The sequence below is a fragment of the Pseudomonas lini genome, from assembly GCF_001042905.1.
Taxonomy (GTDB): domain Bacteria; phylum Pseudomonadota; class Gammaproteobacteria; order Pseudomonadales; family Pseudomonadaceae; genus Aquipseudomonas; species Aquipseudomonas lini.
On the sequence record NZ_JYLB01000001.1, the window covers coordinates 239,187 to 263,316 of the forward strand.

The window sequence follows — 24,130 nt, forward strand, 5'->3', positions numbered from 1 at the left end:
CGAACTAAACACTTACAGATACTTTTTGAATGTCGTCGCTGTAATCGCTAATGTTGCTCCGAGTATTACTGCGCAAGGCAAAAAAATAGCGATGGGATTGAGCGAAAAGGGCAGGGACAGGTAAATGATCCACGGAATAATCAGCAGTGGCATCACTGCTCGCTTAGCTCTGTGATACACAAAGCTGCTTTCTCGTCCGGCTCCAAATTTGCGTAGGTCGCGACGCATCAAGCCATCGATAAAACCAGTAAACGAAGCCAACATAAATAATGGAGTGACTAGGACCAGAATGGTCAGGCGCACCACGAAGATAAAGGTCACATACACTGCCGCCAGCACGAAATCCTCAATGCTCATGTAGATCAGACTGGTCCGGCTCCAGAAGCCCTCACCCTGGCTCGACGCGCGCGCCTGTTGGGCAAAGTCCGCAAAACCAGTCTTGACCAATAGCCATTGCTTGAGGAAGTCCAATATCTGGACGATGGTCTGCCCAGGTTGCTGGACGATGAGCGAAAATCTGAAGTGTTCACTCAGCCAGCGCAGTTCGTTCGTCAACATGGCTTCGCTGTGCCGCCACCCCTGATCGCCCCAGAAAAAAAGCAGGCCAGCCCACTCGATTAGGATCGAGAACAGCAATGAGGCAATGAGCAATCCGATGATGCGCAGGATCAGGCCGATCGCGGAGATGATCAATCCAGGGCGTTGAATCGGTTGTCGCGGCGTGTTCTGAACGGAGGTCGCCATCGTTCACTCCATTGCGCGCTGCAGTGTCGGTATCGTCACGACGTCTGCTGGATAGTTTTTTGCTGTATCGAAACCTGTGGCAGGCCGGACTATCCCATCTGCTCCAGATCGAAGTTGGTTGTTGGGCCGCCACCGCTTGCGCTCCACCATTGCCCCGCTTGCTCGTTGTAGGTGGCCCGCATCCGCTGGGTGAGCTCAAGCAGGTCCTTTGGCATGGCATCGTCGTTAGAGGGTTTTGGCAACGGCATGCGGACTTTCCAGAGCTGGCCACCGGCCTGGAAGGAGAACATCTGCCCCTTGGGCAAACTGACGACATGCGCTGGCTCGATCAGCGGCACACTGGTGCTGCTGACGCGATCCTGCGAGGACGAAGTGAAGTCTGTATTGGCTTCAGGATCGGAGGTGTCTGTAGCGCCCGAAACAAGGGTCTTGGTAAGCACGTTGACCTTGGGTAGCTGCTGGGTGAGCAATTCAGCGGTGGCGGTCTCGCGCACACGGAGCATCTGCAGAGTGTTGAAGTTGCCGATCACTTGGCCGGCTTTGGCCCGATTACCGATTCGCGCTTCAATATCGCTGAGGGTCTGGGTGTAGGCAGTTACCTGGATGCCGGCGCCACCGCCCTTGTTGATTAGCGGGATGAACTCATCGCCCATCAACTCGTTGAACTCATCAGCGTGCAGGTTGATCGGTAGTTTTTCGCTGCTACTGCCCGACTGAGGCAAGCCATGGTCGATGCCATGCTTGTAGATATGTCCGGCCACCGAGACCAGATCGGCGAACATGGAGTTGCCCACAGCTGCGGCGACTTCAGCGTCGGTCAGGGCATCGAGGCCGACATAAACGATTCCTCGCTTTCGGATGATCTGCATCCAGTCAAAGATCGGTCGTGGGTCATTTAGGTCTGTGTAGTCAGGGGCCAGCAACTGGGCCGTCTTGCCGGTGGTGAGTTTTTCCAGTAGCGGTAGCAGCGAGGCGACGATTTTGTCGAAATAGGTACGGTCGTAACGCACCGCTGAACGCAATCCGTCCATTACCGGATCAAATACTCGCTTCACCGCCAGATATTGCTCGATCGCTACCACACGCTTTTCGCGCCCGATCATATGCCGGGGAATGTTCTTCTCGGTGAGCTTGCCTTCAAGCTGGACAATCACTTCCCACGCCTTCGGGTCGATCTTGGCGAAAAACTGCTGGGCGTACTCGATGAACAATGCGTCGATGTTGACCACATGCCGTTGGATTTGCAGGTAGTCTGGACGTCGACCCAACTCGATCAGAGCCCGGGCGATGATGTTGACGAAACGCCAGGCGAACTCACGAAACGCCGCCGAGTTACCTTCACCACTGAGTTGCCCTGCGATGCGTGACGCCACTTCCGAGATGCGTCCGAAACGTCCTACGGCGTTGTAGCGGGCAGAGATCTCTGGCCAACCCAGATGGAACACATAAAACTCTTTCTCCCGACCGGCGCGTTTGGCTTCGACGTACATGCGCTTGAGCAGGTCGGCATCACCCTTCGGATCGAAGACGATGACCACCTCATGTTCGATGCGATGAATGTCTTGAGTGATGTAAACCTCGGCGAGCCGGGTCTTGCCAACGCGGGTAGTGCCCAGCACCAGGGTATGTCCGACCCGTTCACCTAATGGCAGACTGACTTCTGTTTCGTCGGGCTCGACCCCGTGCAACAGCGGCGAGCCACCGACCGGTGGTAACGGGCGTAACGGATTGAAGGCATTGTCCCAGGCTGTGACACGCGCCAGTGTTGAGAGTGGAAACGGTGCGTGCTCCAGGCGACGTTCGAGTCCGCGGGCCAGACGGTAGTGTGTCGGTTGGTCGACATAGTGAGCGACCGCCGGATCCTGAGCCTCGACCAAGCGCTGGGTGTGCAGGCGGGTCCAGCGAAAGCCGCGGCCCATGAACAGACGTTTGCGGCTGACCGGAATCTGCCGGCTGGTCAGTTCGTAGCGAGGCAGCCGACGGATATTGCGCCGATAGCGCAACACCTCCCAGGCTTGTCGCAGTCGGATCAGACCGAACAGGGTATAGGCCAGCGCCGCAGCCAGCCCGATCTCGGGTGAGAGGGCCACAGCCCAGGGCGAGTACACGCACAACACCGCGGCGGCGATGCAGATCGCTACGGTGTACAGCTCCGCCGCTGGCCGGAGCTTGGACTCCATCGCATGCTCGGCCATGACCTGACTCACTGTTCCAATGAGGTGGCGGTGATTAGGACGGGGTAGTGCTCAATCTGCAGGCGTGTGGCGACGTCGTTGCCGTTGACCGGCAGAATGGTGATGTCCGGAGCGGCTGCTCGAATTCGGGCCAAAGCTTCGGTATCGGTTACTTCAACCGCTAGACCTGCCGCGCCCATTTCCTGCAGTTCAGTCGCGCGTTGACGCAACCAAGCCAGTGACTGGGGATCCTCACCCACCAGGAAAAATGGCCGTAAGCCCGGCATGTTCAGGGCGCGAGACGTGATTTGGCCGGGGCTCAAGTGAGAGCTGCGGACGGGTAGTATCCAGGCTTCATCGGCAAAAGTGGACAGGTCCGCATGCATGGCCCGATTAGGCTGGATCTCGTTGTTTATTGGCGGCCTGGCGACCTGAAAATGGAGGCGGGTGAAGTCGCTAGGCTGATCCTCGGCTACGGTCAGTTCCGGCTGGGCGAAAGTAGCCAAGAGCAGGATGAAATAGCAGATAAGGGGTATTCGCTTCATGGTGGTGTGCCCTGTTTGAAGGAAACCTGCAATCGTTCGAGTTGTTGGGAAAAGCCGGCGCGGTAACGCGCGGCCGGCGTTCCTCCTGCCGGGCGGTGATAGCGGCCGGCTGCTGACACCCAATCACCGGTGACGGCGTGATGCTCTTGCAGCAGCGCGGCAGTCACGGCGAGATTTCGGTAGGGATCGAGGGCTTCGCAAGGGCTGGGGAAACGTTGTCCGTGGTAACCCAGGTTGGTTTGTCCAAGACCGACATCAACTCGCTTGGCGTCATGCCGGGCGAGTGCTTGAAGCAAGGCGTGACAGGCGGCCGCTCGGGTGGTGAATCGGTAAGGTATTCCTGCGATGTTCAGGGTCCAGGGCCAGGGCAGCAGTTGATCACGGACGCGGATACCACTCTCCTGCAGCGCAATCGCGAACAGCACCTTTGAAGGGATGCTGGCGTCATGCGCCGCTAGTTGATAGGCAGGCGGCGGAAGTTCGTCAGCCTGGGCTGCGAGCATCGTCAGCATGAGCGCAAGTCCACTCAGTCTAAGCGTTGCCATTGTCCGTTCACCTGTTGAAATGTGGCGGGCAATGGCCCCGCAGCACCCAGGCTGAACCAGCGATCTCGGTCATGGTTCAGGGTAATCTGCCGGCGCTGAACCTTGGCCGGATCGATGTCCGCTTGCCGAGCCCAGCGACGGACGCGTTCATCCTCGCCCTGGCTGCCCACCATGTAAATATCAAACGCCGTATCACTGCTTTGCAGACGCTGCGCTTCAGCGGTGCACGCTGGGCAATGGTCCTCGACAAACAGAGCTTGGCGCGGCTCTACCGATGAGCTGGCAGGGGACGGGGATGCCATACCCTGGATCGGCAACAGCCCCGGAAACAGCTTGGCCCAGGCCGCGGTGTAAGCATTTTGGTAGGCCAACTCGCGCTCGGCACGTTTGGCTTCCAGCGCTACCTGCAATTCGGCATAGCGCTGACGCTCCTGGTCGTTCTCTGCTTCGACGCCGAGTGCAGTCAGCGGATCGAGATTCGGGCTCCAGTAACCACGCGGGCCGGCTTGGATCTGTTCGAAGCGTGTCCATTCCTGCTCCGTGAGCCCCCAGCTTGTCGCCTGTTCAGGGTGCGAGCGCCCCAGCGGAGTGGACTGTGTGTCCTGGACCCGTGACGGTGTCGTGACAGGGTTACCCATCGCAGCGCCCGTGCTAAGCAATGAAACGAGACAGACGACAGGGGACAGTAGCGCTCGGTTCATGATCGTTTCTCAAGGGAGTTGCACGGTCTGGTCTGGCTGAGTGGGCACCGTGAAGATGGCCGCGTTCGGCTCCAGCGCCTTCAGCTGCCATGTGCCGAGCTGCTCGCCGTTGTGCAGCAACCGGATATCTGTGAGCGAGCGACTATCAGGAGGTGAGACGGCCAGAAAACGCTCGCCACCGCGAGATTCAACACCCAGCATTGAGAATGGCGGTGAGAGCGGGACAGGTTTGGCGCGAGCGGCTTTATTCGGCTTGGCCGAGGAGGGCGTTGGTGGTGGGAGTGGTGGCTGGGTCTTGATGTCCAGGAGTTGCTGCTCGACGTGCTCAAGTCGTGCGCGTAGCGCGATCATGTCGGCTTCGGTGGCGCGGTCTGCCAGACCGTCGCGTAGCTCCTGTATCTCCTGCGCCCATTGATCCAACATCGGATCGAGGGTATTGGCCTGTTGCTCACCGGTATCGACCATTTGCTTCAGGTCTTTCAGTGCGTACTGCAGCTTCTCCTGTGCATCCATGAGGGTGCTTGAATCACGTTGCAGGGTATCCAGGGTCTGTAAGCGTTGGGCGTTCGCATTTTCCAGCTCGGTCACGCGTTGATACTGGTTATACAAGCCACCACTAAGCCCGGAGACCGCCAGACAAAGGGAGCCGACAATGAGAGTTTGAAATGTCGAGGCTTTCATGGGCGTGCCTCCGACTGATGGGACGAGGTTGGTGTGACCCGCACCTTGCCAGCATCATTTTTCTCCCGTTCGAAGCAGACCGAACGGCTGACCTCATCGGTCGTGAGTTGCCATGCGGGGCCTGCCAGCACTTGTAGCGCGTTGCGTAATGAGATCGGGCCGAGTCGGTAATGGGCGGCGGGCAGAGCCCGGGTAAACAGTATTTTCACTGGTTCTTCGGCAGGGCAGAGCGAATAACCCGAGCGCTGCAGCACGTATTGCATTGCTTCCTGTACCGAAGGATTCAGGTTGGACGGAATGCTCACGTCAACGATTTGAGCGAGAAGATCACGTTGTTCCGTGGTGGGCTCGGTGCTGACCAGCGTATAGCGGCCATAGCGGAGCTCTGACGGATGGCTTTCGTCGGCTGGGCTCCTCGATAACTGGGGTCGATTGGAGCCACCGTCAATCTCTGGATGAGTCGGCAATGGGGTTGGGATTGGTGCGGTGCAGGCACTCAACAAGCCCAGCAGGCAGACAGGCGTGAAAAAACGCTCCATGGAAAAAACCTCATGTCAGATTCCGTGCAGAACCTGACATGAGGTGAAGGAGTCATTCAGTGAGAAAGTTGATTCAAGGCGAGTCGTGTTAACGCCGAAGGCATTGCTACTCATCAAAAATGGCTAGCCCATCCAAGACGGCAGCGTCGGGGTCGAAAATCAACAACCTCACATCCGCTAATGCCGCCAGATACAGTACGTTGACCAAGGCCTCTGGCGTACCGGCGTCGAGCTGCTCTTGCCTCAGCGAAGAGTAAGGATTGCCCTCGATCTTCACCAAGTTATCGTCGGTCCAGGGCGTGCCGATCAGCTTACATCCGACGCCATTGCAGTCTGGCAGGGCAAAGGGTTCAAACAGCAGTCCGGTTGGCTTGGAGTCGAAATTGCCAACCCAGCTTTCCAGGTGGCGCAGCGCTTCGTCAGTGAGGTGTGCGGTACTGATCTCCCAGGCTCGACTGTAGTGTCCTGTGTCGAAGCTCAAACGATGGACCATGGCTTGGGCTTCTTCCAAGGAGTACAGGTCACCGACATGATGTCGTTCGTTGAGCATTTCGCCAGTCACGGCATAGATCACTTGCCGCACCAGCCCGGTGGACTGGCAGCGTTCATTCAATTCATCCGGAATGGATTGACCCTCGCTGATCAGAGCGAAGTCGTCATTGAACAGGCAGGGAAACAGTTCTAACGCATCGTCGGGCAGGTGGGCTTGTGCGTCATGTACGGGGCGAAAGCAGGGAGGGCAGTCGTTTGCGTAGGTGATCTGTAGCAGTCGTTCAATATGCAAGTAGTCGTAGCCGCGAGCAAATGGGTTTGATGTTTCCAGCAGAGCTGGGGGTTGGGGTGAAGGGTTCATGAGGGTGCTCCAGAAGGAAATGAACAAGGCGTCCGAAGACGCCTATTGGGGGGTTAAAGCCAGCCATGCTCGGCAAGGGAGAGAGGACGACCTTCGCCTACGATGAAGTGATCCAGTAAGCGCACTTCGATCAAATCCAAGGCCTCTTTCAATCGTGCGGTCAAGGCGCGATCCGCCAGGCTGGGTTCCGTGCAACCGGAGGGATGGTTGTGAACAAAAATCGCGGCTGCTGCGTTATGCGCTAGGGAGCGCTTGACGACTTGGCGGGGGTAAACGCTGGCGCCATCGATGCTCCCGTGAAAGAGGATCTCGAATGCCAGAACGCGATGGCGAGCATCGAGAAAAATCACACCGAAAACCTCATGCTCTTGGGGTGCGATATGCAGTTTTAAGTATGAGGCCACGGCGTCAGGTGACGTCAGGTTGGGGCCGCGGGTGAACAGCCGACGATCCAGAATGTGCAGCGCTTCGTCGATCAGCTGGTTTTCCTGGGCGATACGATCAGCCTCGACATCCGAGGCTTCAATCAGGGTGAGCTGGGTGTTCATGAGGTACCTCCGAAGGGAACAATCCGGGGGTACACACCCGAGGGGAGTGTTGTCCCCGAGGTGGATATAGAGTGACGGGCATTGCCCGATGACGCGCTGTTTACAGCCGAGTGAATCGGTGGCGTTGTCCGTGCAGATGTGAGTCACAACCGTCGCAGGGCAACGGAGAGAAGGTTCTTATTCCCCGGCCAGTTTCGGGATCGAAGTCGGCACTGATGGGCATTAGCCGGACCAGTCCAAGATGGATACCGGCGATGCGTTTCTCGATCTCATCGGTCGTGTAGTAGAGCGATAACGTGCTGTAGTCCTCGTAAGCCGCAGCGAACAGGCAGTCGTCGCAAAGCCAGAAGGATTCCATGTGGGGTCTCCTGTGCTGATTGAAGAAAAGGCGCTCGATTGAGCGCCTTAATGTAAACATCGTGAATTGTTCAGGCGGGCTGAACAGTGCGTGTGGTGACACGGCGGGCCGTGCGGGGTGCAGATTCAGATTCAATCCTGGACTCTGCTGGGTTGTCGGTATCCTCAGCTTCGGCATCAGCCGACGTTGGGGATGGCTCACTGTTTGGCGCTTGCTCAGCTGGTGCTGTTGCCTCCTGCCTGGCAGGCGCTTTGTATTCGAACGTGCCGTTGACCTTGATCCAGTCGATGTACAGCAGACGACCTTTCAGGCTAGCGCCCGGTTGGCCTTGTTTATCGCCTTTCTCATAGAGAAATGGGTCGATCCACAGGTCGCCGATACGGAACGACAGCAAAACCTTTTTCTCGGCTTTGACGGCGTCCATATAGAGACGAATCAAGCGTTCAGCTTCGCCTCCAGCGACTTTGCAGTCGAAGCGAGTGTACTCGACCGCATCTGTGGCACCGTGCAGGGCGGCGATATCGCAGGCCATGAACGGCTGGCCACGGCGGACTTGTACTTCACGAACACGGTTCAGGTAGCCGATACCGATGGTGTGCAGATTGAAGTAAGAGGTCGCTTCTTGGGATTGGTTGGCGTGGGCCATGGTGGTTCTCCTTTCAGGGGAAAACGGCGACGCACGACCCCTGACGGGGAAGTGAGCCCCGTCAGGGTGGGTAAGGTGAAGGCAAGCGATGACGACACGCCACCGGCAAGCCAATGACAAACAGAACGATGCACCGTGGGAATAGCGGTGCAGCAAAAGAGAATCCGCAGCAGCGGTCTGCGGACCTGGGGTAGTAGGCATTCATCACCGCTGAAGCGGCAATCGTGCGAGCCTCCGAACGCTGATCGCACTTGGGTAAACCACCACAAGCGTGGCGTAGCCTTGAAGGTTCAAGCTACCTGGGCTGGGCTGTCAACGACAGCGAACCACACCCTTTGTATAAGCCTGTCATAGGGGAGCGTCAAGACGCCGCAAGCCGGTTTTTTATGGCCGGAATACAGTGGAAATTACTGGACTGAAGAAAGTGAAGAGTGGGCCTGGCTGGGGGCCAGGCGAGGAATAGAAAAGCCACCTTAGGCGGTCTGACGCAGTCGACAAGCTCCTCGCAAAACTTGATTTACCTGCGCCATGACCCGCCAACCGACCCTTGTCGTGGCCTGGGTCGGAACACGCTGGCACGCATCCGCGCACAAAGGGTGCCCAGTGATTCCCCGGCGGGCTCCGGGACTGAATATGATCGCCGAAGCGGATGACCACTGTTGCCTTGGAGGCAACAGTGGTCATCCGCCACCACGATCAGGCCGAGCACAAAACGGGAATGAAAAATTCCGCAGAAGAGAAGGCTCCGAACTCAAGGAGTTCGACCGAGCTACCCGGAGCGAATCGGTCTTGGGTCGCCGTTGGCGATGATCCTGAGGCACTACAGCAGAGAGGGGGAGATGACGTCAAGGCAGAGAGCCTCCCCTCAAAGGCCCGGATATCGAATACCAGCGCATAAGCTCATTTGTTGGCGAGATGAGCAGCCAGTTGTTCGACAGTAGCCAGGATAAAGGCACGGTCGCTTTCTTTCAGTCCACGCAGCAAACCCGCGATCATCTGGCCTTGGTCATTGGGGCGATTGCTCGACTCCGTCAGCAGTTCATCCATCCGGCAGTCGAAAATATCTGCTAACTGCATCAGCTTGACCACGGAGAGCTCCACCACGCCTCGCTCCAGGCGCGAGATGGCTTCACTGCCAATCCCCAGGCGTTCAGCCACCTCTTCCTGGGTCAGATTACGCTGGGTTCGGTGCTTAGCGATCATGCGCCCGATTTGGGCTTGGGTCGGATGTTTATGTGCCAAGTGATGAGTTCTCCAGTTCAACCCGAATGGTTGAGCAAAGACCCGTTGACATGAACATCCTTAAAGGTTGTGTATCGACTTGTAAGGTTGCTATATTGGCTGAAATAGCTGTGTAATGCGACGAGGGTTCTGTTCCTCCAGGGTCAGACTCCAAGATGGCCATTGAGAATGAACGGTCTGATAAGGACAAGCTGAGGATTGGTTGAGCATGGAAGAGGAGAGCAAGGATGTTATGGATCGGATCTGGGAGCGAACACTGGAGCTGTTCATCAAGATTCATGATTGCCCTGAGAATTCCGAGCATTTCGACAGCCTTGTCCATTGGCTCAACGAAGATCCTGCTCACCTGGAAGCGTTCAACGAACTGGGGCAGATATGGATTGCGACAGGTCTCGCCTTGGCCCGTGAAATTGGACAACCACTAAGTGAGTTGGAGAGGGATCAGCCGCCGTTAATGATGCACTGACCCTTACATCGCCCCAACACTCATATTGATCTCCAATGGCGCGTCACGGGCGACGCGTATCTTTTCTGATGGGCACAGTGCCCTTACAGTCCGGATAGTGCGAGCATGACCAGAACGGCCCTGACTTTCCCTTACGCCTGAGCATTGAGGCATCGCAAATGGGGCAGACCGGACCGGCTTCGATAGGCATGGCTAAAGTAAGTGAGCCGCAGCTTGCGACCAGCTGCGCTATCCAATTCACTTGCTTGGCGACGAACGCATCCAGGCTCAGACGTCCCGCTTCGATTTCGTCCAGAGCCTGCTCCCAGATCGCGGTCATACCCGGATCAGTGACTGCAACGGGTACCGACTCGATCAGGGTATGGGCCGCCGCCGAGGCTATTAAGGCGCGTTTTTTCTTTAGCAAATAACCACGATCAATCAATCCCTTGATGATGCCGGCTCGTGTGGCTTCGGTACCGATACCGGTGGTTTCCCGAAGTTTCTGTTTCAGGCGTGGATCGTTGACCAACTTGGCCACATTTTTCATGGCCTTGATCAGATCGCCCTCGGTCAGCGCTTTGGGAGCGGCGGTGCGCATGGACTTGAGTTCGACGTCGTCCACGGCGCAATGAGTACCCTGTTGCAAGACTGGTAAAGCTTGGGCCTTTTGATTGGGCTCATCCTCCTCGGTGTTTTCGTAGAGCAAACCTTTCCAACCCTGAACCAGGATCTGTTTGCCAACGGCGGTCAGTCGTTCTTCACCACACTCCAGTTCTACGTGGGTCCGATCAAACTCATGATGTGGAAGAAACTGCACAAGGTAGTGGCTGCGAATCAGTTCGTAGACTTGGCGTTCTTGTTCGGACATCCGCGCAAGGTTCGCCAGCTCGCTGGTGGGGATAATGGCGTGGTGCGCGGTGACCTTGGCATCGTTCCAAACGCGGGAGTGCAATGATTGATCGAGGCTTCCGAGCGCAGGCCGTAGTGCGGGATCCGTTTCGAGCAGGGCATCGAAAACTGTGGGTACCTCGTTAAACATACTCTCTGGCAAATAGCGGCAATCGCTGCGCGGATAGCTGGTGGCTTTGTGCGTTTCATATAGGGCTTGGGCTATGTTCAGGGTTTCTTGAACGCCAAGCCCCAGCTTGCGTGAACAGACTTCTTGCAGTGTGCTCAGGTCGAAGGGTAGGGGTGGCGCTTCGCGGAAATGCTCAGTCTGCAGCGAGAGTACTGTGGCGGTTTTACTGCTGAAGATCGCTTCGACGGTCTGACTGGCAAGCGCCTGCTCTAGGCAACGGCCGGCCTCGTCACTCCCTGAGCTGGGTGGTAACCACGACGCGATGAATGGTTGTCCCATTGAGGACAGGTGCACATCCACTTCCCAGTAGGGCTCCGAGACGAAGCTGGCAATTGCACGATCTCGATCGACCACCAGACGCAAGGTGGGTGTCTGTACGCGTCCAACGGACAATACGCCCTCGTAGCCCGCCCGCCGTCCGAGAAGGGTGAACAAACGACTGAGGTTCATGCCGATCAGCCAGTCAGCCCGGCTGCGGGCGAGGGCTGAGTAGTAGAGTGGAAAAGTCTCCTGACCAGACTTGAGCGAGGACAATGCCTTGCGAATCGACGCCTCATTGAGTGCCGACAACCAGAGGCGTTGAACGGGGCCTCGGTAATTGCAGAGTTCCAGTAGCTCGCGGGCAATCATTTCGCCTTCTCGATCGGCATCGGTGGCGATGACAACGGTGCGAGCTTCGCTGAGCAGACGTTTGATGACGTTGAACTGTGCCGCTGTCTTGGGCTTGACCTCGACCTGCCATTGCTGGGGAATGATCGGTAGGTGGTCCAGTGACCAGGATTTGAGATGCTTGCCATAGGCTTCGGGTGGGGCGGCCTCAAGCAGGTGGCCGACACACCAGGTAACGGTTATTTCGGGTCCGATCAGGCAGCCATCACTGCGCCGGTTGGCTCCGAGAACCTTGGCGATGTCACGACCTTGGGAAGGTTTCTCGCAAAGAAAGAGGCGCATAGAACTGCTCCGGATTGAGTTCGGAGCAGCGTTGTTGGAAACAGTAATGGCGAGATATGGGAAACCGGATTGCTAAGTTACCCATATTAATTTTGACGGGAAGCCAAGAACCGGAAAACTGCCAGGTCAGCAGTCATCAATAAGTACAGATTTTACCAATGGCACCCTTTAAGGTTTTCGCGCAGGATCTCAAGCAATGCGGAGTCGTCGTCAGGCTCTCCTGTGATAAGAAATGCGGCTCCTGGGACCGGAAGCATTTCAAGTTTCGGGTGAGTCTCCCAAGACCAGAACCTTCTGGGTAAAAGACCGGTAGGTCGGGCAATGGCGAGAAACGCCACGTGATCAGCCAATTCAAACCTGTGGTCCAGTTCAGAATAGGATTGCGCAATACCACAGTGTGGGCAGCATGAGACGTGCTCTTTGACTCCTCTTTTTTTGAAGTGAATCAGCTTGATCCTGCACATATCTTGAATGTGCCTGGTCTTGCGATGGATCGTGGAGACGATTTTCGGCATCTGCCGTACTAGATCCTCAGTAAATTCCGGGTCTAGTAAACAGATGTGAATTTTGCAGCTCCAGCACCGCTTTCGATGGATTCTGATGTGGTGAAGGGAGGTATTCACTTCGTGCTCAATGAATCTGAGTTTTCCCGTGAGTGCTCCTTGAATAAATTCAGGGAAGTCGATGTCTTGCTTTTCGATGGATACGAGGTAGGTGCCAGTACTGTCGGGAGACTGACGCTTGCACTCAAATCGAGGAAGTGCTTTGGTTGGCTTGCTGATGTGATGACGATACGCTTTCTTGGAAATGTCGATCCAGATACAGCGAATACCTGCTTCCACGTAGACTCTCTGACGCTCCTCGTAGTCGACATCACGCTGTGTTGATCGTTGTATTTCGACAGCCACCTTGGTCTTGCCATTCGGATGAGTACAAAGAACGTCAGCCCGATAGAATTTGCCGGAAGCTGTTACCCCTGACTGCTCAGGAAGTGCAGACCAACCCGCGGCTGTGGCAGCAAAAAGCGTTTTAATTTTAAGCATGACATGATCATCGCTTTCGCCGCCTGTTTGACTGAGTTTGCGCTCACCTGGCTTGTGGGAAAAGAAACGATGCCCAAGCCGTGAGACCTTGAGCACCGCTCGGCTTTTGGTCTCGGGCATGAAGAGATCCCGGGATTTGTTCAGTGCTTCGGTTTTCCATTCTTCGTCCGTTAGGAATACCGAGACAACGGGTGTCCCATCCAACCTATAGGCAAGCAGTCCCACAGTGCGTATCCATTGCATGATGTCGATGGGGCAATGGTACCTCGTACTGTTGTATCGCGCAGGGGCGCAATTACATACCTAGTTACATCATTTATTGACCAATTACTCTTTACGTTTTCTGGGTTTTGACGTCGCTGACGAACTCTGATTGTTGGTCCGCTCTGCACTTTGCTCGACCTGTTTTGCAGCCGTCGTCTGTTCACTGGATCGTTCCCGCATGACCACGTTCTGCACGCGATGAGGCAGGATGCCGACTCGACGGGCTTCGATTTTGAACGTCACCCGGGCGTTATCTTCGGCGTCCTCCCACTCATCGCGCACTGTCCGGCCTTCGACCAACACACGCATACCTTTCTGGTACAGCGTACTCCAGTGTTCAGCCTCGCGGTGCCAGAGCTCAACTGGCGCCCAATAGCCGCCACGATCTTCATAGCTACCCTCGCGTGGCACCGGGTTGTCGAAGTACACATTCAGCCGTAGCAAACGCCGTGGCTCGTCATTACCTGATGGAAATTCCTGAAACTCTGGCGCACTGCCAATGTTGCCTTCGCCGACAAAAAAAGTACTCATCCTGATACCTCCACTGCGGTTGTGAGTTGGCGCAGTAGCCGTTCGGCACTGGCCATTTTGATCGCGCAGGTCGATGCCTGGCGGTAGAGCGAATGCACCACGCTCATCTGCAAGTTCAGTGCAATGCGCTCGCATTCGAAACGGTGCAATCCCTCTCGTACGATCTGCGGCAGTGCTTGGTTGGAGATCTGGCGTTCCCAGACCGCAACCCCCATACGAGCGAAGTCACGGGTACGCCAACGCAAAAAGGTGCTGCCCGCACTGGTGTTCTGCAGCACCAATCGAATATTCAGCAGTGAGTAAGGAGGTTGTCCGGCTTGCTGCACCACAGCCTCCATCAGGTGACATAACTGCGCCTCGATTTCCCTCGCCATCTGCGCCAGGTGTTCCAGCTCCCCCTTACCCTTAAATGGTTTTAAAAGGCCTTTTAGGGAGGCAGCGTGTTCGAGTTGTCGATAGGCATCCGGTGTCAATGCTTCGCGGGGCAATGGTTGAACGGGTGTCATGGGACTCATGCTTCGTCCTCCGGCCCATTCACTGCCGCAGATGGGGCTACCGCGTCCTCCATCAACGCATCAGCGTCATCCACTGGCACAGCGCCACGACGAATGATCGGTGGCGCGAACTGGGAACGGCGATGTCCCTCAAGGATGTCCATGGGGGGCAATCCAAACTTTTCCATGGCCGCCAGTGCGCGGGCATTGTTTGCGGCCATGTCATCGCGTGTGACACCGGCAAGTCGATAACGCTGTGCCTGGCCGAACAGGCTGCGCAGCAGATGGGCACCGTCGTCGATCCAGGCTTCCATGTCTCTGCGACCAATCAAGGCGGTGTGATGGGCCAATAGGGTGTGGCGCACCAGTGTGTCGTAGTCAGTCAGCAGGTAGACGGCGAGGAATCCTAGTTGGCTGCCGATGTACAAGGGCAAGGTGACGGGGTGGATATTGAGGTTATCGCTCATGTCGATCTGCGTCGGCAGGTCCCGTCTGATCTGATCCAATTGTTGGGTCAGTTCCAGCATCCCAGCCTTAGCCTGCAGCAGTTTTTCTTCGAGCTGCACGATAGCCCAATCGGCATAAGGGTCGTCCTGCGCTGCGGCTTGTTTGATCAGATTGGTGACGCTGATGTAGCCGGCCATGCCCATGATCGAATGGACGCCTTCACGTGCGGTTCGACCTTGCCAGATACGGGCGGCGTGGTGGGTGTGCAGTGTCAGGGTGATGCTGCTGCGCAATGAGCCCAGGTTGAGCTGATAGTGATCGGCCACGGTGTTGTCCTCGCATCTGCTTGGACGGGAACGTTGCGACAGATAAAGGTCTAGGACAGCAAAAAAGCTGAATGCGGTCTGTTCGGTTTGGTTCGAGAGGGCTAATTTCCGAGACGCTCGACACTGATGCCAGTGGCATCAAATCTACCGACGTCCAGGGCGTTTGCCGCGCAGCTGGCGCAACTCATTCAGGCATGCTTGGGCAAGGGCAGAGGCGGGTTCGCCCCGTTTTCTAAGTGGGCGTGACGGGACGGGTGGCGGTTCTGCAATAGGTAGCGATTCAGCCTGACCGGCCCAAGGACGAAACTCGCCTTTCAGCGCTCGCTGGATCAGGCTCATCAGATAGGCCGCTGGTTTGCGGATACCACCGGCGGCACATCGCGCGCCCGCTTCGTTGAGCACTGCCTGTCGATCCGCTGGTTTAAGTTTGCCCAGCGCCACGGTGACCGCCTGACGTTCGCTTGGGCTCAGCTGCAGAGGATCGGGCCAGTGCAGGTTATCCACCGCTGGGGTTGCTCGCGGTACAGTACAAATACTTTCTTTTAATACAGTACAAGCGGCGTTCGGATTCCGAACGGTGCCGGAAACAGTGGCGTTCAGACCCGGTTCGGAATCCGGACTAGGTTTCACTCGATTCCGAACGCGGTGATCACCTGCCAGTTCGGAATCGTGTAGCGCTTCATCGGTTCCTTGATCCAATCCTTGATGTGTCCAATGTTCGCTCCAACTGTCGAGCCGGGTGGGGAGTCGACCCAGGTCGATATCCGTGTCTTGGTGGATGTCTTTCACAATGTGCTGCGCGACAATACGTACAGCTTTGGTCGCATGATCGAGGGCATTTCCGACCAGCTCTAGATAATCCTGATCCAGCTCCATGGCTTCGGCGGGAGTTAACGGTTCATCGTGCAGGACATACAGAGAACCTTGTAGGCGCCCGCTGAGCTGATCGCGGCCACGACTCACCAAGCTAAGCCAGCGCGTCAACCTAAGCATCGTAAGGACGCGAGCGATGGTTTCGCGGGAGGCTGATACACCATAGGGAACGCTCGACAGGTAAGGTTGCAGATCTTCATAACGCGGGGTGACCACTCCCTGGCCCTGCAGCATGAGTCGAAATACTTGCCATGCATTACGTTCCAACGGAGTCAGCCGACAATCCAGCAGCAGGCGACGCGGCACGACTTCGTGTGATTGGCCGCTGAAAAGAAAGCCAGCCTGAAGGGCCTGGTTGGAGGGTGGTTCCGTGGTCGGGCGTGCGGGCCAGTGTTCACTCAACTGTTGGGTGCATTGCTGCAGAACACGCTGCCAGCGACTGGAAGGGGTGGTATTCATGTTCCGTTGCTGTAATGGTCGATCTGCTGCCAAACGATGGCCAAGCTAATCTGTTGCTCCTCCGCCAACATCATCATGGCGTCGAGCTGATCCTCAGCACCGTCCTGAGCGCGTAGCTGGCACCAACGCTGCCAGAGCGCATGTTCCTGCGCTTCGCTCAAGTTCTGAGGGCGGCCCTTACGGGTTTCTATCTTGAGCAGACGTCGGCGCAGGGCGGTTTCCGAATGCGCCAAGCCAAAGCATTGATACATGATAGTACTGCTGGCACCGAGCTTGAGCGCTCGGTTGATCAGGCGCTCGTTCTGTTCGTCGCGTTCGGCCTGGTCGATCAAGCGATGTAGCACCGACGAATCAATCTTGATCTCAACCCAGGGGACGGTGGCATGGGCCAGGCGTGACAGTGTGGTGGGCGGTAAGGATTGCAACAGGTAAATGTCCTCTTCACCCAGCCCGAGTGCTTTGCAGCGTTGCAGGTTACCCAGGCGCAACTCGTGAAGGACCTGAGTCAGCATGGCCTGGTTGAGCACATTGAAGGACAGGTTCATAGCTCCTCCCTTGGTGAGCCGCCTTCAGCGGTAAGCGTCAAGTCGATCAAGCGTCGAGCTAAGCGAATGAGGCGATACAGTTTGATTAAGAGACCGTCGGGCAGACGCTCCAGTCCTACGTCCACGGCGGGACGATCTGTCAGCGGGAGTTCATAGACCCCCAATAGCAGTTGCCCGAACAAGGCTGAGGGCAATTGCTTGCGATCCTCCCAGTTCACGTCGTCTTGGGCACGCAGCAGGGCCAGGAGCAATAGGTGAACGCCGGTTGCACGAGGTGCTGCAAGATCAAGTTGCTCGATATTCAGGGCGAAGCCCAAGCCATACTTCTGATCGATGATGCTCTCGGGATGTCCTGCATAGGCCGCCATTTCCCGAGCCAGTCCGGCAATGGCTAAACGTAGTTGTTCGGGGGTATCCAGTGTTGGTGCGATGATCCAGATGTCGTCGATCGTGCAGGTTGCGACGTTCGGTGTTGGTTCGGTGGCAGTGTCGCGATCAATCTGTTCGCGAATTTTTTGGACACGTGACGGAGGGCTGACTGCTGATGCGACATTCGTTTCGGGCAGCGTGAGCTGCTCGTCTCGCGCTGTTTCGGTCCGGGTTCTAGTTTCAACTGATGGGGGGCGGGACTCGGAGGGGGGAGGTCCTGCCGCGGCTTCATCAACGCTCGGCAGGTGGCTGTTCTCTGAAGGCGTGATGACAATGCCAGGCCGTTGTGTGGCGCTCAGCTCCAAGGCCAACATGCGGTAGGACTGTCCGAGCAAGCGGCTCATACGTTCGAGCAGCTCATCCTGGATTTGCTCAAGATCGAAAGACTCGGGATCGGCATCAAATTGGCTCAAGGTTTCGAGCCAAAACTCGGGGAACGCAATGATGTCGGTTGGATAACGATTCCAGGTTCGTTCAGCCTGGCTACGCAGACCGATCAAACGTTCAATTTTGGGTTTACCCAATCCGGCATACAGGGTTTGTGGAATGGCGGGCAGGAGGTGTTCGAGGGTGTCGAGCATCCGGCTGATGTGCGGCTGTGAAATGGGGTAGCCCCCAGCGGCAAGACGGCGCGCCAGCTCTCGTTGCGAGAGTGTCGCTCCATCTAGTTCGAACATGGTTTTGAGTTTGGCTACCGCCAGAGCACGCTCAATGAAGGTGAGTTGGCCGTGCAGATCGCTTTCAGCCAGATGGCCGAGCAGGGCGGTGATTTCATTGCTCCAGGGGCGGAACAGGCAATGAATGCGGAAGAAGCGTTCATCGCGGGTTTCCTGCCACAACTCGCCGAGAATCGCCAAGCGCGTATTACCGCCGTTGCGGATGATGAAATAGGTTTCTCCCGGGCGGCGGGTAATCGGCGGAGGTTGATCCAATCCGCGTTCACGGATGGACGCCTTGATATCGTCGTACAGCGGATTACGAATGAAGCGCGGGTTGTGTTCGTAGGGGCGTAGCTGCTCCAGCGTGACCAGCATAGGCGTGTCGATGAGTGGATCGGAAAGCCGCTCCAGTTCTGGACCCCGAGGGAAGTGGTCTTGATGCAGTTTGTCGGTGATCTGCTCCTGATTAAGCTTTTTCATTTGAGCAACCTCAGTCAACGCTGGTTGTACAAATTGTCGTCGACCTCGAACTTGACGATCTCGGCAGTGCCCGAACCTTCGAAATGGTGAGAAAGCTCTGCGAGGAGCCATCCTATGGCCGAGCGCCCACCCTGCAGGCGAAAAACTACGGTGCAGTACTCCTCGCAAGGTGGGTGGTTTAGTCGAAGAGGTGGTTGAACGATGATGGGAAGGTGATCCAGCATAAAGAGACTCCTTGCCAAACACCGTTGGCCTCAAGGTCAATCAAACTAAAATGACTTGGCGAGAGATACCGGCTTGGCGACTCATTTTATTGAGCCTCCTCGTACCTGCTTACTGTAGAGATTGCTGTGCTCCACTCCGGAAATAACTCGATGGCCAGCGCTTGCATAGTTTCCAGTGCCGAGGCTGAGCGTCGTTTACCTGACCGGCGCGTCTCAATTCGGTGTACGGGCAGACCGAGAGAGGCGGCATTGAGATACGCCACTCGGTCTGGAACTACGGTGTCTAGAACGAAGATGTTGGTAGCCCCAGCGAAGGTCTTCCGCAGACCGCAGATGATCATTCGAGTGTCCATCCGAAGGGCGTTCACTTGGTTCAGTAGCAATCGCAAGGGGGGTGGTGAAATGCCCAAGTGGCGGAACGGTTCGAGTTCGCTGAGCAACTTCAAGGTGCCACGACGTAGCTCGCGCGCTGCGAGCATTTCCGGTGTGATGGGAGAAAGGGCGAGATCGGATGCCAGGACGGCCATCTCCAGTAGCACGCTACGTGCGCCTTGGGTGTCGATCAACAGCAGGTCATAACGGGTACGGAAATGGTCGAGCAAATTGTGCAGCCGTAATCGCCCGTCCGGGGCGTGAAGTAGCAAGGTACTCAGTCGGCCTTGGTCATCGTTCGAGAGGATCAGATCGAGACCGACGACCTCGGTCATGGAGATTATCTGCTCAGGATCTGTTTGATTGAGTGCAATGAGTTCGTACGCACCGGCGGGGGCCTCGTGGTTCAAAGCGTAATAGCTCGAGAGAGTGGGTTGACTATCCAGATCGAGCAGCAGGACGCGTAGGCCAGCATCCGCTAGCAGACCGCCAAGATTGGCAGCCACTGTTGTTTTTCCCACTCCACCTTTGGTGGATACCACTGACACCACACGCATGACATCAGGCCTGCTGCGCCAAACGTTCAGTGATCCACTGTTCGATCTCCAGTGAGTCCCAGCCTACGGCACGCAGTCCAATGCGTTTGGCTTGAGGGAAGTTACCTTCTTTCATCAAGTGATAAATGTGCGCCCGTTTAAACCCGGTTTTCCGCTCCACCTCTTCACGCCGCATGATGTGACGTTCGTTAATGGATTGAGGCGCTTCAGCTATGGGGAAAGGTTGGCTGGGCATAGTGGTCACTCCTGGCGCGGGTTGGCGCATAGTGGGAAGTGACCTGAATTGAATAGCACTGATGGGAGAGTGTCATTGCATTGCAATAGATAAGATTGCAATGCAATGCTTCAATTCCGAGAAAGGCTACGTCTTGCCGCAGCAAATTTTTTATCCAGGGAGCGCTTGCTCAATCCTGGAACACCTTCAAAGTGCGCAGTGATTGAGTCAACTATAGCGGCTTGCGACTTGAAGACAGAGTTAGGTACTCCTCCTGGTGAGGACCCAAGAAGGGTTTCGATTAAAGCTCCGATGGCGCACAGATATCCAGCCTCGCTACGGTCATTCAGCTCGCCTTGCGTCTCGACTAGATCGTGTAAGCGTTCCCTTTCTAAGCCTATCGCCTTGAGCTCCTCCAGGAGGGCCGCATGAGCGAGCTCTATCGCCCTAAGCTTGACTTCGAGGGCGTCTCGATCAGCTCGCAGCGTCAAGTAGGTATCAATACTTATTTTTGAATCATCAGGCGGCTTTCTTCCAAATAGAAAAGCGGGGTGTTGGTCTGGATAATAGTGAATCATCCAATATTTGAGATCCGTATGCCTGACAGTTACGAGTCTGCAGTCGATAGGGCTGTCTGGCCGAGTCGTCACACCGAAATAACCATAAGGGATCTCGTTGTTTCGTATGGCATCGAGAATTTTCCCTACATTGATATGCAGACATGGCCATTGTGGAAATTGCTTTGACAGCAAACCTGGACAATCCCAGGCGCTGTCTAGAATTTGAGCCTCGTGATCCATCAGCCCACACCAGCGTATGGCAGCATCAATCGGCCGGTAAAACGATTTTTCCCATGGATTGAAACTGTGAGCTGTGTACATGCTAGCGGCCTCATCCGGGATGCAGAACCGCTAGGTACCTTCTTAGACGCCTGTACTGGCCTTTGCTTCCTTGCGGTGCCTGTCTCTTGGTTCAGATCGGTCCCTTGATAAGCTCCGTCCTTATGATGGTCTAGGGAGATCTAACGAAGAGCTTTAGCTATTATTAACTTCCATTTGTTGGATAGCCCTATGATCCAGAACCGCGGTGAGATTTTCAGGAATGGAAGACAGTGGCTGAGAAGCCTAATTGCGAGGCTCTTATGTAACGATCTCACATTCTGAATGCGTCCAAACGGGTCTTTTTGATCATTAGTTGTTCGTGAATAAATGTTGCGCAACCTGGCTTTATGAGGTTGCGGCTTCGCGCGGAGATAATATCTGGGCAGGATTCTTGTTAAAAGTTGGTGAGACAGAATACTGCTATGCACGAAAATGATAAATTGGGAATGTATAGGGCCGCAGATCCTCTGTAGCAATAATGCGCGACAAGGATGCGTTGGCATTACCTGTTGTGCAGGCCTACGAGCAGACGCGCGGTGTATTCACTAAGCTACCATCGCTGTAAGCCACCGTCTGCCCAGCCGCTGACAAATATATTCGTTGACGCTGCACGCAAGTGGAGAGTGCAGGCATCTGCCATCTCCACCGCTACCGCTACCGTTGGCTCAGAGGAGCAGGCCCCCCGACGCCTCTATGCGTTGCCCGGTAATCCAGCCGGTACCTTCGCCAAGCAATGCGGCGACTACAGAACCGATGTCATCCGGGCGCGCATTACGACCCAGTGCGGTCATGCCAGCAAATTGCGCGTTCAGGGCCGAGTCATCGCGCAGAGCGCCTCCGCCGAAGTCTGTTTCCGTCGCGCCCGGCGCGATAGCGTTAACGCTGATCCTCCGCGAACCTAACTCTCTGGCCATATAGCGCGTCAGCACGTCGACGCCGGCTTTCGCTGCGGCGTAGGCGGCGTAGCCGCTCACTGTGAAGCGGGTCAAACCTGACGAGGTGTTAAGAATGCGTCCGCCATCCTCTATCAGCGGAAGCAATTTTTGGGTCAAAAAGAACGTGCCTTTGAGATGAGTGTTGATCATGAGGTCGAACTCTTGCTCGGTGGTGTCGGCAACCGTCGCGTATGTACCACCACCTGCGTTGTTGATCAGGTAGTCGAATCGATCGCGCTGCCACTTTTGCTGCAGCGTGGTTTTCACATCGTTTGCGAATTTAGCAAACGTACCTGCATTGCCGACATCAAGGTGCAAGGCTACGGCGCGACGACCCAAGGCTTCGATTTCGCTTACAACTGCCGCAGCTGCGTCTGCACTACTCAGATAGGTAATGATCACATCGACGCCATTTTCGGCGAGTTTCAAGGCATTACTCCGTCCAATTCCTCGGCTGGCACCAGTAATAAGGGCAATGCGATCTGATTTTTTAGTCATCGTCATACAGTTCTCGGAAAAGATTCGGAGGTCAGACTTTACGGTTCTGAAGAGCGCGAATAAAGTCGGGAAAAATTAACCCTCTGTTCATCTATAGAGAACAATCGACGATGGAGTTGAATGATCTACGGGTTTTTTGCCGCGTTGCCCAATTGGGCAGTTTTACTAAAGCGGCCGAGCAGCTCGGTGTTGCCAAGAGCCGGGCTTCTGCCATTGTGCGGACGCTGGAAGCCGATGTGGGTAGCCGGCTATTGCAACGCAACACCCGCAGCGTTCGGTTGACGCCTGATGGCGAGCTGTTTTTCGAGCGCTGCAGAGAACTGCTGAGGGAGTCAGATCATTTGCAGGGGATGTTTCGGCCTGCTGCCGGAGCTTTGCAAGGTAGGGTGCGTCTCGATATGCCGAGCTTATTTGGGCAGGAGCTGGTAATGCCGCATTTGCGGGAATTGCTGTCCGCGCATCCGCTGCTTGATCTCAGAATCAGTATCAACGACCGTCGGGTGGACATGATACAGGAGGGTGTTGATTGCTTGATCAGGATAGGCCCGCTGCCGGATTCGGATCTGGTCGCACGAAAATTAGGCACAATGAAGGCCTGCAATTTAGCCAGTCCAGCGTACTTGCGACAGTATGGTGTGCCGAGTTCACTCGCTGACCTCGCTGGTCATCGTGTTATTCACTACGCAAATAACTTGCGTAGTGAAGAGGCTGCTTGGCGCTATGCGGTAGATGGCGAGGTGCAGTCAGTACCCATGGTCAGTGCACTCGCCATAAACAGTGGCTCACTCCTGCTGGCGGCCTGCAGAAACGGGTTGGGCATCATGCAAGTGTCCGTACCGGCAAGCCAGCGCCTGATCGATAGCGGGGAGCTGGTTGAGGTACTGCCAGAGTTCAGGCCGCCCCCGATACAGGCTTCGTTGCTTCTCCCTCATCGTAGGCACGTTGCTCCGCGCGTGGAAGCAGTGCTGAACTGGCTCACTCAGGTGACCCGGCCCTATATGCAGGAGCGAGCGTCTTAAATACTGGAAGCGTAAGCACTTGCGCGACTAGAGCCTGACGCGAGGGCTCCCGCCGTTAGAGGTTTGCCGTTGTTGCGAGTGTCATGTGTGCGGTGACATCTTCGCAACGAGGTACCTGGCCCAGATGAAACCATCCTCAATCGTTTGCGTACTGATATGGCGCAGGGACTGGCCGGACGCAGGGCGTTCATCCGACTGGCCGTGATATTCAAATATGCTTGGTACCCCGCTCAAACCATCTATTCCTGGGTAAATCAAAAGGCTGATCTCATCGATCAGACCGGCCTTCAAAAAGGTCCCATTGATCACGCCGCCACCTTCGAGTAGCAGGGTCTTCAATCCAAACTGGGCGCCTAGCATCGCTAACGCTTGCTTAAGGTTTTCACAATGAGGGCCTGCGAAGAGATAGGAAATGCCCTGGTTTCGCAACGCCTGCAAATAGGCATCCGATACCGAGTCGCCGAGAATGGAGATAATCCGATGCCCGCCATCAATGGTATTCGTCTGGTAGTGCAGCTTCCCGGAGGGGTCAATCACGATCGCAACCGGGTCCCCTGGTTCATGCGCTATGTTGTGGTCCCGCAGACCACCGCTGTGTTTCCCTACAAACGGTGGTCTTGAAGAAATACCATCAAATGCTTCCATGGTCTTTCGGCCTATGATGAAACCGTCGCCGCCTAGGCGGGCGGCAATTCGCTCGTAATGATTGCTAATCGTTTGCTCACTGTCCCCATTGGGTAGAGATGTCCAACGAGAAGACACGAGGCGCCCGTCCACCGAGCTGATCATGTGGCATATGATTCGAGGGGGCATGAACTATCAATTCC

General features: G+C 56.0%; 28 protein-coding genes. 2 read left to right on the top strand and 26 right to left on the bottom strand.

All coding sequences use genetic code 11. The annotated features are described in order from the left end of the window. Positions 1 to 12 precede the first annotated feature (12 nt). The 12 genes from TU81_RS01185 to TU81_RS01245 form a co-directional block, all read right to left on the bottom strand. A complete protein-coding gene (locus tag TU81_RS01185; protein WP_048392818.1) occupies positions 13 to 744 on the bottom strand; it encodes a TIGR03747 family integrating conjugative element membrane protein in 732 nt (243 codons plus the stop codon). Positions 745 to 833: 89 nt separating this feature from the next. Continuing rightward, positions 834 to 2,939, bottom strand: a complete 2,106-nt coding sequence (traD, locus tag TU81_RS01190; protein WP_048392820.1) for a type IV conjugative transfer system coupling protein TraD — start codon at positions 2,937 to 2,939, stop codon at positions 834 to 836. Positions 2,940 to 2,947: 8 nt separating this feature from the next. Next, positions 2,948 to 3,463, bottom strand: a complete 516-nt coding sequence (locus TU81_RS01195; RefSeq protein WP_048392822.1) for an integrating conjugative element protein — start codon at positions 3,461 to 3,463, stop codon at positions 2,948 to 2,950. Beyond that, positions 3,460 to 4,008: a lysozyme family protein gene (locus TU81_RS01200; RefSeq protein ID WP_048392824.1), complete on the bottom strand. Its 549-nt coding sequence runs from the start codon at positions 4,006 to 4,008 to the stop codon at positions 3,460 to 3,462. The genes TU81_RS01195 and TU81_RS01200 overlap by 4 nt, the downstream gene beginning before the upstream one ends. Beyond that, entirely contained in the window at positions 3,990 to 4,709 is a 720-nt protein-coding gene (locus TU81_RS01205; RefSeq protein WP_048392826.1) for a TIGR03759 family integrating conjugative element protein, read from the bottom strand. The genes TU81_RS01200 and TU81_RS01205 overlap by 19 nt, the downstream gene beginning before the upstream one ends. Positions 4,710 to 4,718: 9 nt before the next feature. After that, the gene (locus TU81_RS01210) at positions 4,719 to 5,390 is read right to left on the bottom strand and encodes a chemotaxis protein (RefSeq protein WP_048392827.1); all 672 of its coding nucleotides are present in this window, start codon (positions 5,388 to 5,390) and stop codon (positions 4,719 to 4,721) included. Beyond that, entirely contained in the window at positions 5,387 to 5,929 is a 543-nt protein-coding gene (gene pilL2 / locus TU81_RS01215) for a PFGI-1 class ICE element type IV pilus protein PilL2 (RefSeq protein WP_048392828.1), read from the bottom strand. Before pilL2 ends, TU81_RS01210 begins: the two co-directional genes overlap by 4 nt. Positions 5,930 to 6,035: 106 nt before the next feature. Next, a complete protein-coding gene (locus tag TU81_RS01220) occupies positions 6,036 to 6,782 on the bottom strand; it encodes a DUF5983 family protein (protein WP_048392830.1) in 747 nt (248 codons plus the stop codon). A gap of 53 nt (positions 6,783 to 6,835) precedes the next feature. After that, positions 6,836 to 7,330: a RadC family protein gene (gene radC, locus TU81_RS01225; RefSeq protein ID WP_048392832.1), complete on the bottom strand. Its 495-nt coding sequence runs from the start codon at positions 7,328 to 7,330 to the stop codon at positions 6,836 to 6,838. Positions 7,331 to 7,430: 100 nt separating this feature from the next. Then, positions 7,431 to 7,688: a hypothetical protein gene (locus TU81_RS01230; RefSeq protein WP_048392834.1), complete on the bottom strand. Its 258-nt coding sequence runs from the start codon at positions 7,686 to 7,688 to the stop codon at positions 7,431 to 7,433. Between the two features lie 70 nt (positions 7,689 to 7,758). Beyond that, positions 7,759 to 8,334 (bottom strand): STY4534 family ICE replication protein, encoded by a 576-nt coding sequence (locus tag TU81_RS01235; protein ID WP_048392835.1) that lies wholly within the window; start codon positions 8,332 to 8,334, stop codon positions 7,759 to 7,761. A 900-nt stretch (positions 8,335 to 9,234) separates the two neighbouring features. Next, entirely contained in the window at positions 9,235 to 9,576 is a 342-nt protein-coding gene (locus TU81_RS01245) for a helix-turn-helix domain-containing protein (protein WP_048392839.1), read from the bottom strand. A gap of 208 nt (positions 9,577 to 9,784) precedes the next feature. On the opposite strand from TU81_RS01245, the gene TU81_RS01250 reads away from it, so the two are divergent. Beyond that, positions 9,785 to 10,042, top strand: coding sequence for a hypothetical protein (locus TU81_RS01250; protein ID WP_048392840.1), 258 nt, complete (start codon positions 9,785 to 9,787; stop codon positions 10,040 to 10,042). Positions 10,043 to 10,085: 43 nt separating this feature from the next. Here the strand turns inward: TU81_RS01250 and TU81_RS01255 are convergent, their stop codons facing one another. The 13 genes from TU81_RS01255 to TU81_RS01315 all read right to left on the bottom strand — a co-directional run bounded on the left by TU81_RS01255 (position 10,086) and on the right by TU81_RS01315 (position 22,284). Continuing rightward, positions 10,086 to 12,053, bottom strand: a complete 1,968-nt coding sequence (locus tag TU81_RS01255) for a DNA topoisomerase III (protein WP_048392842.1) — start codon at positions 12,051 to 12,053, stop codon at positions 10,086 to 10,088. Between the two features lie 152 nt (positions 12,054 to 12,205). Continuing rightward, positions 12,206 to 13,216, bottom strand: coding sequence for a competence protein CoiA family protein (locus TU81_RS01260; protein WP_151152239.1), 1,011 nt, complete (start codon positions 13,214 to 13,216; stop codon positions 12,206 to 12,208). Positions 13,217 to 13,423: 207 nt separating this feature from the next. Beyond that, entirely contained in the window at positions 13,424 to 13,891 is a 468-nt protein-coding gene (locus TU81_RS01265; protein ID WP_048392845.1) for a single-stranded DNA-binding protein, read from the bottom strand. After that, complete coding sequence (locus tag TU81_RS01270; RefSeq protein ID WP_048392846.1) at positions 13,888 to 14,406, bottom strand: DUF3158 family protein; 519 nt, start codon at positions 14,404 to 14,406, stop codon at positions 13,888 to 13,890. Before TU81_RS01270 ends, TU81_RS01265 begins: the two co-directional genes overlap by 4 nt. Beyond that, complete coding sequence (locus TU81_RS01275) at positions 14,403 to 15,158, bottom strand: PFL_4669 family integrating conjugative element protein (RefSeq protein ID WP_048392848.1); 756 nt, start codon at positions 15,156 to 15,158, stop codon at positions 14,403 to 14,405. Before TU81_RS01275 ends, TU81_RS01270 begins: the two co-directional genes overlap by 4 nt. 144 nt (positions 15,159 to 15,302) lie before the next feature. Further along, positions 15,303 to 16,490 carry an STY4528 family pathogenicity island replication protein gene (locus tag TU81_RS01280; RefSeq protein ID WP_048392849.1) on the bottom strand — a complete coding sequence of 396 codons (1,188 nt, stop codon included), beginning with the start codon at positions 16,488 to 16,490 and terminating at the stop codon, positions 15,303 to 15,305. Continuing rightward, the gene (locus TU81_RS01285) at positions 16,487 to 17,035 is read right to left on the bottom strand and encodes a DUF2857 domain-containing protein (RefSeq protein ID WP_048392851.1); all 549 of its coding nucleotides are present in this window, start codon (positions 17,033 to 17,035) and stop codon (positions 16,487 to 16,489) included. Before TU81_RS01285 ends, TU81_RS01280 begins: the two co-directional genes overlap by 4 nt. After that, positions 17,032 to 18,603: a ParB family protein gene (locus TU81_RS01290; protein WP_048392853.1), complete on the bottom strand. Its 1,572-nt coding sequence runs from the start codon at positions 18,601 to 18,603 to the stop codon at positions 17,032 to 17,034. Before TU81_RS01290 ends, TU81_RS01285 begins: the two co-directional genes overlap by 4 nt. 14 nt (positions 18,604 to 18,617) lie before the next feature. Beyond that, a complete protein-coding gene (locus TU81_RS01295; protein ID WP_048392855.1) occupies positions 18,618 to 18,827 on the bottom strand; it encodes a hypothetical protein in 210 nt (69 codons plus the stop codon). Positions 18,828 to 18,913: 86 nt separating this feature from the next. Continuing rightward, the gene (locus tag TU81_RS01300) at positions 18,914 to 19,756 is read right to left on the bottom strand and encodes a ParA family protein (RefSeq protein WP_048392858.1); all 843 of its coding nucleotides are present in this window, start codon (positions 19,754 to 19,756) and stop codon (positions 18,914 to 18,916) included. Positions 19,757 to 19,760: 4 nt separating this feature from the next. Further along, positions 19,761 to 19,991 (bottom strand): AlpA family transcriptional regulator, encoded by a 231-nt coding sequence (locus TU81_RS01305; RefSeq protein ID WP_048392860.1) that lies wholly within the window; start codon positions 19,989 to 19,991, stop codon positions 19,761 to 19,763. A gap of 110 nt (positions 19,992 to 20,101) precedes the next feature. Then, positions 20,102 to 20,851, bottom strand: coding sequence for a hypothetical protein (locus tag TU81_RS01310; RefSeq protein WP_048392862.1), 750 nt, complete (start codon positions 20,849 to 20,851; stop codon positions 20,102 to 20,104). Between the two features lie 665 nt (positions 20,852 to 21,516). Next, positions 21,517 to 22,284, bottom strand: a complete 768-nt coding sequence (locus TU81_RS01315) for an SDR family NAD(P)-dependent oxidoreductase (protein ID WP_048393587.1) — start codon at positions 22,282 to 22,284, stop codon at positions 21,517 to 21,519. A gap of 110 nt (positions 22,285 to 22,394) precedes the next feature. On the opposite strand from TU81_RS01315, the gene TU81_RS01320 reads away from it, so the two are divergent. Further along, a complete protein-coding gene (locus TU81_RS01320) occupies positions 22,395 to 23,303 on the top strand; it encodes a LysR family transcriptional regulator (protein ID WP_048392865.1) in 909 nt (302 codons plus the stop codon). Between the two features lie 81 nt (positions 23,304 to 23,384). Here TU81_RS01320 and TU81_RS01325 read toward each other — a convergent pair whose 3' ends face one another. Beyond that, a complete protein-coding gene (locus TU81_RS01325) occupies positions 23,385 to 24,116 on the bottom strand; it encodes a RibD family protein (protein ID WP_053078262.1) in 732 nt (243 codons plus the stop codon). Between the last annotated feature and the right edge of the window lie 14 nt (positions 24,117 to 24,130).

Excerpts from the sequence above, each read along its gene's own strand:
- TU81_RS01285 (WP_048392851.1), bottom strand. The coding sequence starts at position 17,035 with ATGAACCTGTCCTTCAATGTGCTCAACCAGGCCATGCTGACTCAGGTC.
- TU81_RS01295 (WP_048392855.1), bottom strand. The coding sequence starts at position 18,827 with ATGCTGGATCACCTTCCCATCATCGTTCAACCACCTCTTCGACTAAAC.
- TU81_RS01230 (WP_048392834.1), bottom strand. The coding sequence starts at position 7,688 with ATGGAATCCTTCTGGCTTTGCGACGACTGCCTGTTCGCTGCGGCTTAC.
- TU81_RS01260 (WP_151152239.1), bottom strand. The coding sequence starts at position 13,216 with ATGCCCGAGACCAAAAGCCGAGCGGTGCTCAAGGTCTCACGGCTTGGG.
- TU81_RS01315 (WP_048393587.1), bottom strand. The coding sequence starts at position 22,284 with ATGACTAAAAAATCAGATCGCATTGCCCTTATTACTGGTGCCAGCCGA.
- traD (WP_048392820.1), bottom strand. The coding sequence starts at position 2,939 with ATGGCCGAGCATGCGATGGAGTCCAAGCTCCGGCCAGCGGCGGAGCTG.
- TU81_RS01205 (WP_048392826.1), bottom strand. The coding sequence starts at position 4,709 with ATGAACCGAGCGCTACTGTCCCCTGTCGTCTGTCTCGTTTCATTGCTT.
- TU81_RS01305 (WP_048392860.1), bottom strand. The coding sequence starts at position 19,991 with ATGCCCAGCCAACCTTTCCCCATAGCTGAAGCGCCTCAATCCATTAAC.
- TU81_RS01220 (WP_048392830.1), bottom strand. The coding sequence starts at position 6,782 with ATGAACCCTTCACCCCAACCCCCAGCTCTGCTGGAAACATCAAACCCA.
- TU81_RS01290 (WP_048392853.1), bottom strand. The coding sequence starts at position 18,603 with ATGAAAAAGCTTAATCAGGAGCAGATCACCGACAAACTGCATCAAGAC.
- TU81_RS01210 (WP_048392827.1), bottom strand. The coding sequence starts at position 5,390 with ATGAAAGCCTCGACATTTCAAACTCTCATTGTCGGCTCCCTTTGTCTG.
- TU81_RS01255 (WP_048392842.1), bottom strand. The coding sequence starts at position 12,053 with ATGCGCCTCTTTCTTTGCGAGAAACCTTCCCAAGGTCGTGACATCGCC.
- TU81_RS01235 (WP_048392835.1), bottom strand. The coding sequence starts at position 8,334 with ATGGCCCACGCCAACCAATCCCAAGAAGCGACCTCTTACTTCAATCTG.
- radC (WP_048392832.1), bottom strand. The coding sequence starts at position 7,330 with ATGAACACCCAGCTCACCCTGATTGAAGCCTCGGATGTCGAGGCTGAT.
- TU81_RS01195 (WP_048392822.1), bottom strand. The coding sequence starts at position 3,463 with ATGAAGCGAATACCCCTTATCTGCTATTTCATCCTGCTCTTGGCTACT.
- TU81_RS01250 (WP_048392840.1), top strand. The coding sequence starts at position 9,785 with ATGGAAGAGGAGAGCAAGGATGTTATGGATCGGATCTGGGAGCGAACA.
- TU81_RS01325 (WP_053078262.1), bottom strand. The coding sequence starts at position 24,116 with ATGCCCCCTCGAATCATATGCCACATGATCAGCTCGGTGGACGGGCGC.
- TU81_RS01270 (WP_048392846.1), bottom strand. The coding sequence starts at position 14,406 with ATGAGTCCCATGACACCCGTTCAACCATTGCCCCGCGAAGCATTGACA.
- pilL2 (WP_048392828.1), bottom strand. The coding sequence starts at position 5,929 with ATGGAGCGTTTTTTCACGCCTGTCTGCCTGCTGGGCTTGTTGAGTGCC.
- TU81_RS01310 (WP_048392862.1), bottom strand. The coding sequence starts at position 20,851 with ATGTACACAGCTCACAGTTTCAATCCATGGGAAAAATCGTTTTACCGG.
- TU81_RS01280 (WP_048392849.1), bottom strand. The coding sequence starts at position 16,490 with ATGAATACCACCCCTTCCAGTCGCTGGCAGCGTGTTCTGCAGCAATGC.
- TU81_RS01300 (WP_048392858.1), bottom strand. The coding sequence starts at position 19,756 with ATGCGTGTGGTGTCAGTGGTATCCACCAAAGGTGGAGTGGGAAAAACA.
- TU81_RS01265 (WP_048392845.1), bottom strand. The coding sequence starts at position 13,891 with ATGAGTACTTTTTTTGTCGGCGAAGGCAACATTGGCAGTGCGCCAGAG.
- TU81_RS01320 (WP_048392865.1), top strand. The coding sequence starts at position 22,395 with ATGGAGTTGAATGATCTACGGGTTTTTTGCCGCGTTGCCCAATTGGGC.
- TU81_RS01200 (WP_048392824.1), bottom strand. The coding sequence starts at position 4,008 with ATGGCAACGCTTAGACTGAGTGGACTTGCGCTCATGCTGACGATGCTC.
- TU81_RS01185 (WP_048392818.1), bottom strand. The coding sequence starts at position 744 with ATGGCGACCTCCGTTCAGAACACGCCGCGACAACCGATTCAACGCCCT.